Raw genomic sequence first — 7,772 nt, 5'->3', positions numbered from 1 at the left:
CCCCCGCTCCGCCCCCGCCGATCGCGGCCTGCTCGCCGTCCCCTGCCGCGGGGACGGTGCCGATCGGCTGGTAGATATCGCTGAGCGTGTCCGTAGCGTCATGGTACAGGTACCAAGCGTACCCGCCTCCGCCAAGGACAAGCAGCAGCACCGCAGCGGACGCGATGACGATAATTCTTTTTACGAGGGGATTCCTCTTGACAGACAATGGAACTCCATCTCCTCCCAGGTTCCGTAGAGATCGATCTCGTCGTCTTCCTTCACCGATTCGCCCTGCTGAATCTCGATGAATTCCATGTCTGTCGCCGCCCTGAGCGCGTGGTACGAACCGGCCGGAATCTGGAACACGTCTCCCGGCTTCAGAATATATAATTCTTCGCCCAGCACGAGTTCTCCTTCACCCGAGACGACCGTCATCGTGTCGGTCCGCTCCGCATGGTAGTGATAATTGATATGCTTGCCGGCCTTGAGGCAGATGCGCTTGGTCAGCACCTCCGCGTCATGGCTCTTGGAGTAATCGAGCACGCGGTACCAGCCCCACGTCCGCTCCTCGTACATCGGACGCTGGTTCGGCACGATCATGTCCTTGATCCGGGGACTCGCGTTCTTCTCGGACACGAGGATGCCGTCCGGGCTCACGGCGACGATCGCATTGTGGATGCCGATGATCGTTACCGGGATATCCAGCTCGTTGACCAGATGCGTATTGGAGCTGTCCTCGCTCAGAATCCCGTTGCCGATGACGCTCGCGCCCATGTTGTCCGTCAGCGTATTCCAGGTGCCGAGGTCCTTCCAATAGCCGTCGTAAGGAATGACGACGATATCCGATTCCTTCTCGACCACCTCGTAGTCGAAGCTGATCTTGGCCAGCTTGTCGTAGTTCTTCTGGAGCTCCTCGTACTGGATCGGCACCCCGCGTTCGAGCAGCAGTCCGATCAGATAACCGAGCTTGAACGCGAACACGCCGCAGTTCCACAGCGCGCCCTCCGCGATCAGCGCCTTCGCCTTGTCCTCGGACGGCTTCTCCGTGAACCGCGCCACGCGGCTGTACGAATCGTCGCCCGCGCCCTGCTCCGGCACGATATAGCCGTACTTCGAGGAAGGCAGCGTCGGCGTCACGCCCATAAGCGCGATCTTCGCGTCCGTACGGTTCAGCACGTTCTCGAGATCCTGGATCCGCTCGAAGAACCGGTCTTCGACGTAAGGGTCGACGGGCAGGATGCACACCGTATCGTTCAGGTCGACCTGCTTCAGCGAATACAAGTATGCAGCCGCCAGCGCGATCGCAGGGAACGTGTCGCGCCGCTCCGGCTCGACGATGATCGGCACTTGGCCGAGCTGGCTCTGCAGGATATCGAGCTGCTGCTTGCCCGTGGCGATGACGGTGGACTGGTCGAGGCCGACGGCGCAGATCTGACCCCAGACCCGCTGGACCATCGACTCCATTTCCTTGTTTTCGTTCTCGAGCACCTTCAGGAACTGCTTCGACCTCGCATCGTTGGACAGCGGCCACAACCGTTTGCCGGAGCCCCCGGATAGCAATACCAATTTCATTTTATTTTCTCCTCCCAAATTTTTCAGATGGATTCTCTTTGCCCGGCCTTAGCCGATTCTGCGCGCCTCGCGCATGCCGCCGGCGTCCTGCGCCGCGCCGCCGGTCAGTTCGTACAGATGCTCCCACAGACCGGATCCGAGCTCGTCGCGCTTCAGCGCGAAGTCGATGTTAGCCTTCAGGAAGCCGAGCTTGCTGCCGACGTCGTACAGCTTACCTTCGTACCGGAAGCTGTACATGTTCTGATCGGCCGCCAGCTGCTTCATGGCGTCCGTCAGCTGAATCTCCCCGCCCACGCCGGGCTGCTGATGCTCGAGGATATCCATGATCTTCGGGTCCAGGATATAGCGCCCGATCATCGCCAGGTTGGACGGCGGGTTGATCTTCGGCTTCTCTACCAGATTGGTGATCCGGTTCAGCTTCTTGTTGATCATGTCGCCCTGGATGACGCCGTAGCTCGAGACGCTCTCCCAAGGCACTTCTTCTACAGCTATAATACTGCCGGGCCGCTCTTCGTAGACGTCAATCATCTGCTTCAGGCACGGCACTTCGCTCTCGATGATCATGTCGCCGAGCAGGACGGCGAACGGCTCGCCCGCCACGAACTTGCGCGCGCACCAGATGGCATGTCCGAGCCCCAGCGGCTCCTTCTGCCTGACGCAGTGGATCTCGACCAGGTTCGTGACGCCCCGCACGATCTCCAGCAGTTCGTTCTTCTGCTTGCACTCCAGGTCCGCCTCGAGCTCGTGGTTCTTGTCGAAGTGGTCCTCGATCGACCGCTTGCTGCGCCCCGTGACGATGATGATGTCCTCGATGCCCGAGCAGATCGCCTCTTCGACGATGTATTGGATCGTAGGCTTGTCGACGATCGGGAGCATTTCCTTGGGCATCGCCTTGGTCGCGGGCAAGAACCTCGTGCCGAGGCCCGCGGCGGGGATGATCGCTTTTTTAACTTTGTTCATTAGTAGAAAAACCTCCTATCTGCTGTGGAAGACGACGATGGCGACGGTCGCAGGACAGGACGACGGGGAATACGGGGACGGCGGGGATTATGGAGTCAAGGGAGAGCCGCTGGGCATCATCCCGGCTTCACGGACTTATGTCTCCTATATACCTTATCGCGAACCGCATGAATCAGATTCCGGTTGAAATAGAATATGACCGCGAAGTAGAGTAGCGCACCGCAAATGACCTGCAGGATAAAGCCCGTATTGAGCTCGAACAACGTCTGGAACAGCCAGTCGAAGGCGAGGACGCCGACGACCATGACCAGGCCGCACAGCAATCCGGGCGCGATGCCGCGCAGCAGTGGGGCCAGACTCGGCCCCAGGACCCGCCTTACGGCGTAGCTGTACTGGATGCAGAAGATGACGACCTGTACCGCGACGAACGCGTAGCATAGCCCGATCATGCCGCCCAGATACGCGCCGATGAACAGCCCCGGTACCTGCACGGCCATACAGAGCAGCGTGTAGCGGAAATATAGATCCGCGCGGCCCTTGGACTGCAGCAGCGGCTGGACGGTGACGACGAGCGAGCGGATGAGGAACATGACGCAAAGGATCTGGATGAGCGGCACGCTCGGCAGCCACTTCTCGCTGAAGGCGAACGTGACGAGCATCGGCGCGGTGACCAGCAGGCCGAGATAGATCGGCGCGTTCAAATAGCTGACGCCTTCGGCGATCTTGATGTAGCCCTTGCGCAGCTGCGCCAGATCGTCCTGCATCTTGGCGAAGATCGGCAGCGTGACCGAGTTGATGAGCGGCGTCAGCTTCTGGACCGGCATGATGCATAGCTGGTAAGCCCAAGAATAATAGCCGAGCGTCTGCGCGCCGTACATGCGGCCCAGAATCAGATAGTCGAGATTCGAGATGAACGACTGCAGGAGATTCGAGGACATCTGATAGACGCCGAAGCTGAGGTAGCCCCTGAGGTCCTCGCGGGCGAAATGCGGAGCGGGCGTCCATTTTCGCCAGCCCATGATCATCAGCCCCGCGGAACGGACCAAGGCGTTGCCCAGATATGACCCGACCAGCGCGTAGACGCCGTAGCCGTAGTAAGCGCCCGCGATCGCGATCAGAAAACCCGCGACGTAGGAAGCGATCTGAATCTTGGAGATGACGTCAAACTTGAGCTCCTTGCGCGACAGCACCTCGAACTGCTGCCCGAACGCCGGAATCAGGCAGAGCAGCGACATCCAGCGGACCGGATTCACCAGATCCGGCTCATTATAGAAAGCCGCCACGAGCGGCGCGGACAGGAAGATCGCCAGACTGATGATCAAGCTCGTCGCCAGGTTAAGTATGTAGAGGCTCGAGAGGTGGTTCCTGGTGACGTCCTGCCGGTGAATAATCGCGTTAGAGATGCCCATGTCGGTCAGATTGACGGCTGCAGCCACGATGACCATGACCATGCCCATGAGACCGTAGTCCTTCGGCGTGAGGAGATGAGAGACGGTGATGAGCTGCAGCACCTGCACGACGATCGAGATCACGGTTGCCAGCGTGGACCATTTGGCCGCCGCGATCCCTTTTTTCTTAAGCGAGCTCATGGTTGAGAGTCCCTTCCTTCGATGAGGCTGTCCGCCGCAATCCGTCGGCGAACTCGAGCAGCTTGCGGGCCTTGGCGTCCCAGGCGTGGCGCTCGGCCATGGCGCGGATACGCTCGCGGCCGTGCTTCGCAGAGACTGCATCGCGCACCTTGCCCGGGAATTCGTCCGCATGGCGGTAGAAATACAGGAACGGCTCCTCGCGCCGCAGCAGCTCGGGCGTCTCGGTCACGACGACCGGCAGCCCCGCCGCCGCGTACTCGTACAGCTTCATCGGGCTGCGGCCCTTGTTGGCCGCATGGTCGCTGAGCGGCAGCAGGGCGACGTCCGCGTGATGAAGGTACTTCGGCACGTCCTTGTACTTCTTGGGGCCGAGCAGATGCACGTTGGGCCGGCCGGCGAAGACGGCGGCAGTCGCCTCGTCGTACGGTCCGATGACGACGAGGCCGAGCTCCGGCCAGGCGTCCGCCAGCTTGCGCAGCGCGCCGAGGTCGAGACGCCCGTCGAGCGCGCCTACGTATACGGCCCGGGGGCCCGGGATCGACCGCATGTCCTCGGGCTCGTCGCCGCCCTGCGCAAAGTGGGCGTACTCGACGCCGTTCTCGAGCAGCAGGCTCGGCAGCGCGGGGTTGTAGGGCCGCAGCTCGTCGAGCACCGGCTCCGACGTCGAGACCAAGCCGTGCGCCCGCGCCATGATGGCCGCCTCGGCCGCCTTGATCGAGCGGTCGCCCGTCATCTGGGCGTACAGGTCGGTGGGCCTGTACACGGTGACGGCGGGATTCACGATCCGGTCCAGCCCTGCGAACCGGGGCTGGTCGATGAGCAGCAGATCGACGCGGTCCATGCCCTGCGAGCGGAGCAGCCGCTTCATGCGCGGCAGCGTCCAGTTCTTGCCGGTACGGGCGTAGATCGGGCCGGCCAGCTCCCACGGCAGCAGCGACATCGGCACGCTGTTGACCGCCTGGTCGGGCTGCTCCTCCACCCCCCCGCGGTAGATCCGGATCCGCTCGCGGATGTCCCGGTCCTTGTACTTGAGCAGGTGCATCGGGCTGAGCGGCGTGCTCATGTGGATGACGCGATGCCCGAGCCGCTTCATCTCCCGGGCCAGATGGTGGGAGCCGACCACGAACGGCCCGCCCATGTACGTGTGGCTGGCGAAGACGATGTTCATCGGGTGCATCGGGTGCATCGGGTTCGGGTTCATCGGCTCAACCCCCTCTCCGTCTCCCGGACATAAGCCGGCGCGGTCGCGGACAGATGCGGCCGGATCGCGTCCAGCGTCTCCCGGGCGCACTTGTCCCAGGAGAAGAAGGCGGCGCGGGCGAGGCCGCGCTCGCGGAGCTGCGCCCGCAGCTCGCCGCTCGCCATGATGCGCTCGATCTTGTCCGCGATGTCCGCGGGATCGCGCGGATCGCAGTACAGCACGGCGTCCCTGCATACCTCGGGGATGGAGGCGGCGTCGGAGGCCACGACGGGACAGCCGCAGGCCATCGCCTCCAGCGCCGGGAAGCCGAAGCCTTCGTAGAACGAAGGGAAGACGAAGCAGGAAGCCCGGTCGTACAGGGCTCTCAGCTCTTCGTCCGTCACGTAGCCGAGCTGCTTGACCTCGCCGCCGATCCGTCCGCCCGAGGGCTTGAAGATCTTGCTGCTGCCGCCCGCGATGACGATGTCGAAGTCCGCGTCGTCCATCAGCTCGATCGCCTTGGCGACGGACGCGAAGTTCTTGTTCGGACTCATGCTGCTGACCGCCAGCACGTAGGGCCGCGTAAGCCCGTGACGCTCGAATACCGTCTCGTCCGGCTTGATCCGCAGAATATGCTCCCGGCCGTGGTAGATCGTCTTAATCTTCCGCTCGGGGATGCCGAAGTGCTCCGTCAGCTGCGCGCGGGAGAACGCCGAGCAGGTGAGGATCTGCTTGGCGTTCGCGCCGAGGACGCGCTGCAGCACCTTGTACCAGGTGCGGAAGGCGAAGGAGTACGTGTCCGGCGCGGCGTACACCGCCGCGTCGTGCATCGTAACCGCCTGGCGGCGCTTGGTCATCGGCCCCGTATTGCACAGGCTGAGCAGGAATCCGTCCGCGGATAGCGACGGCAGGCTAAGCTGCTCCCAGGCGTGGCCGGTCCCCCGCCCCCCTTGGCGCGTCTCGATATGGCGGAGCCCGGCGGGCTTCAGCTCGCCCTGCGGCGCCAGCACGGTGAATTCGTACCCTTCGACCGCCGCGTCGCGGCTGCCGACCATCGCATCGAGCGAGCGGAGAATCTCGATGGCGTACCGCTGGACCCCCGTGATCGGATGCGTCAGGAAGCGGCCGTTGATATAAATTTTTTGCAGCTTCATGTCCGGTTCACCCCCGAGAGCCGCCAGCTCTTGATTTTGCGCTTATTGTAATGAAGGACGAGCGTGAACAGCAGCAGCGCGACCCAGCAAGGGAAGAAGCGCCCGCTCGTGAAGTACAGGTACCGCGGGAATTCCAGGATGCCTACCATCCAGATGGGGTAGATAAGCATGCCGAACGTATGGTTGTTGCGGAAGTGCGCGTACAGCAATCCGCTGAAGTAGCCCAGGATCCCCATGTAGACCAGCGCGCCGCCGAAGCCGTAATCGTGATACGGCAGCATCAGCCCGGACGGATTGTTGAATTCCGGATTGCCCATCGTCTCCAGGATGTTGTTCAGCAGGTCTCCCGAGCGTCCGCCATGCGCCACTGCATAGGCGTCCCCGCCCGGCGCGATCTTCCATAACCACTCCCAGGTCTGATAAGGAAAAGCGACCGTAGGGAAGCCGAGCTCTCGTATGTAAAGCGTGCCTGTGTTGAGCGCGGTGACGTAATAGCCGAAAAAGCGGGTGACCACGAATTCCCAGAACGAAGGATAAACGTGGACGTAAAAGCTGAGCCAGGAACGGAAGTACTCGCTGATGCCGAAGAACAAGATCACGAACGCGATGCCGATGACCGGATACAAGCGCACGAGCGGCACCCGCTTGCCTTGCTTCAGGCGCATCGAGATCCAGATAATGACGGCCGGCACCATAATCTCCATCAGCGCGAGCCGCTCGGTGAAGAAGATCGAGCGCATCAGCGTGAGCAGGAACACGACCGCCATCGCCGGCAGGAACGTCTTTTTGCCGGTGATGCACTGGTAGTAGGTCGCGAGGATCGTAAAGGCGATGCCGAAGTTCGTGAACGACGTAACGCCGGTGATCTTGTCGAAGTTCTGCTTGATCGAATAGATGGCCCCCGGCTCGCCCTTCAGGACCGACAGGAACAGGGAGAGCGTGAACCCGCTGCGGACCATGATCAAAAAGTAGACGGCGTAGCCGAACAGCGTCGCGGCGAACAAGGCGTAGACGGCGAACTTGATGAAGTTGTCGCGCTTCAGGATCGTGTCGGACAGCACGGAGGCGGGCTTCACGCCCTTGTTCAGCGCCGAGGCCAGCAGTCCGCCCAGCGCGAAGGCCACGGCCGGGTAGACGGCCAGCCAGATGTTGTCGCTGTCGATGAACTTGTCTACCCGGTAGAACATCCGGTAGTTCGCGTCCGGAATCATATAAGCGCCCGTGATGACGACGCCGATCACCATGGCGAACAGGATGGTCGGATTCATCCACCATACCGACGCGTTTTTTCTCATATCGCGGGCACTCCTTCGTCTTGATGGCTCCTGCACGGCA

Annotated in this window: 6 protein-coding genes and 1 pseudogene; all 7 read right to left on the bottom strand. The window is 62.0% G+C overall.

The genetic code is table 11. The features are described from left to right. Positions 1 to 208, bottom strand: a pseudogene (locus tag PQG80_RS12775) (hypothetical protein); the annotation flags it as partial. Then, positions 181 to 1,554 carry a sugar phosphate nucleotidyltransferase gene (locus PQG80_RS12770; protein ID WP_271751742.1) on the bottom strand — a complete coding sequence of 458 codons (1,374 nt, stop codon included), beginning with the start codon at positions 1,552 to 1,554 and terminating at the stop codon, positions 181 to 183. The pseudogene PQG80_RS12775 and the gene PQG80_RS12770, both read right to left, overlap by 28 nt. Before the next feature lie 48 nt (positions 1,555 to 1,602). Beyond that, on the bottom strand, positions 1,603 to 2,514 hold the full coding sequence (gene galU / locus PQG80_RS12765) for a UTP--glucose-1-phosphate uridylyltransferase GalU (RefSeq protein ID WP_271751741.1): 912 nt from the start codon (positions 2,512 to 2,514) through the stop codon (positions 1,603 to 1,605). Between the two features lie 116 nt (positions 2,515 to 2,630). Further along, a complete protein-coding gene (locus tag PQG80_RS12760) occupies positions 2,631 to 4,103 on the bottom strand; it encodes an MOP flippase family protein (RefSeq protein ID WP_271751740.1) in 1,473 nt (490 codons plus the stop codon). After that, positions 4,090 to 5,304 (bottom strand): glycosyltransferase, encoded by a 1,215-nt coding sequence (locus PQG80_RS12755; protein ID WP_271751739.1) that lies wholly within the window; start codon positions 5,302 to 5,304, stop codon positions 4,090 to 4,092. The genes PQG80_RS12760 and PQG80_RS12755 overlap by 14 nt, the downstream gene beginning before the upstream one ends. Next, the gene (locus PQG80_RS12750; RefSeq protein WP_271751738.1) at positions 5,301 to 6,437 is read right to left on the bottom strand and encodes a glycosyltransferase family 4 protein; all 1,137 of its coding nucleotides are present in this window, start codon (positions 6,435 to 6,437) and stop codon (positions 5,301 to 5,303) included. Before PQG80_RS12750 ends, PQG80_RS12755 begins: the two co-directional genes overlap by 4 nt. Further along, a complete protein-coding gene (locus PQG80_RS12745; protein WP_271751737.1) occupies positions 6,434 to 7,732 on the bottom strand; it encodes an O-antigen polymerase in 1,299 nt (432 codons plus the stop codon). Before PQG80_RS12745 ends, PQG80_RS12750 begins: the two co-directional genes overlap by 4 nt. Between the last annotated feature and the right edge of the window lie 40 nt (positions 7,733 to 7,772).

It is taken from the genome of Cohnella rhizoplanae, from assembly GCF_948329515.1.
GTDB classification, from domain to species: Bacteria; Bacillota; Bacilli; order Paenibacillales; family Paenibacillaceae; genus Cohnella; species Cohnella rhizoplanae.
This window is presented reverse-complemented; position numbering and strand designations above follow the sequence as displayed.

Excerpts from the sequence above, each read along its gene's own strand:
- PQG80_RS12745 (WP_271751737.1), bottom strand. The coding sequence starts at position 7,732 with ATGAGAAAAAACGCGTCGGTATGGTGGATGAATCCGACCATCCTGTTC.
- PQG80_RS12755 (WP_271751739.1), bottom strand. The coding sequence starts at position 5,304 with ATGAACCCGAACCCGATGCACCCGATGCACCCGATGAACATCGTCTTC.
- galU (WP_271751741.1), bottom strand. The coding sequence starts at position 2,514 with ATGAACAAAGTTAAAAAAGCGATCATCCCCGCCGCGGGCCTCGGCACG.
- PQG80_RS12770 (WP_271751742.1), bottom strand. The coding sequence starts at position 1,554 with ATGAAATTGGTATTGCTATCCGGGGGCTCCGGCAAACGGTTGTGGCCG.
- PQG80_RS12750 (WP_271751738.1), bottom strand. The coding sequence starts at position 6,437 with ATGAAGCTGCAAAAAATTTATATCAACGGCCGCTTCCTGACGCATCCG.
- PQG80_RS12760 (WP_271751740.1), bottom strand. The coding sequence starts at position 4,103 with ATGAGCTCGCTTAAGAAAAAAGGGATCGCGGCGGCCAAATGGTCCACG.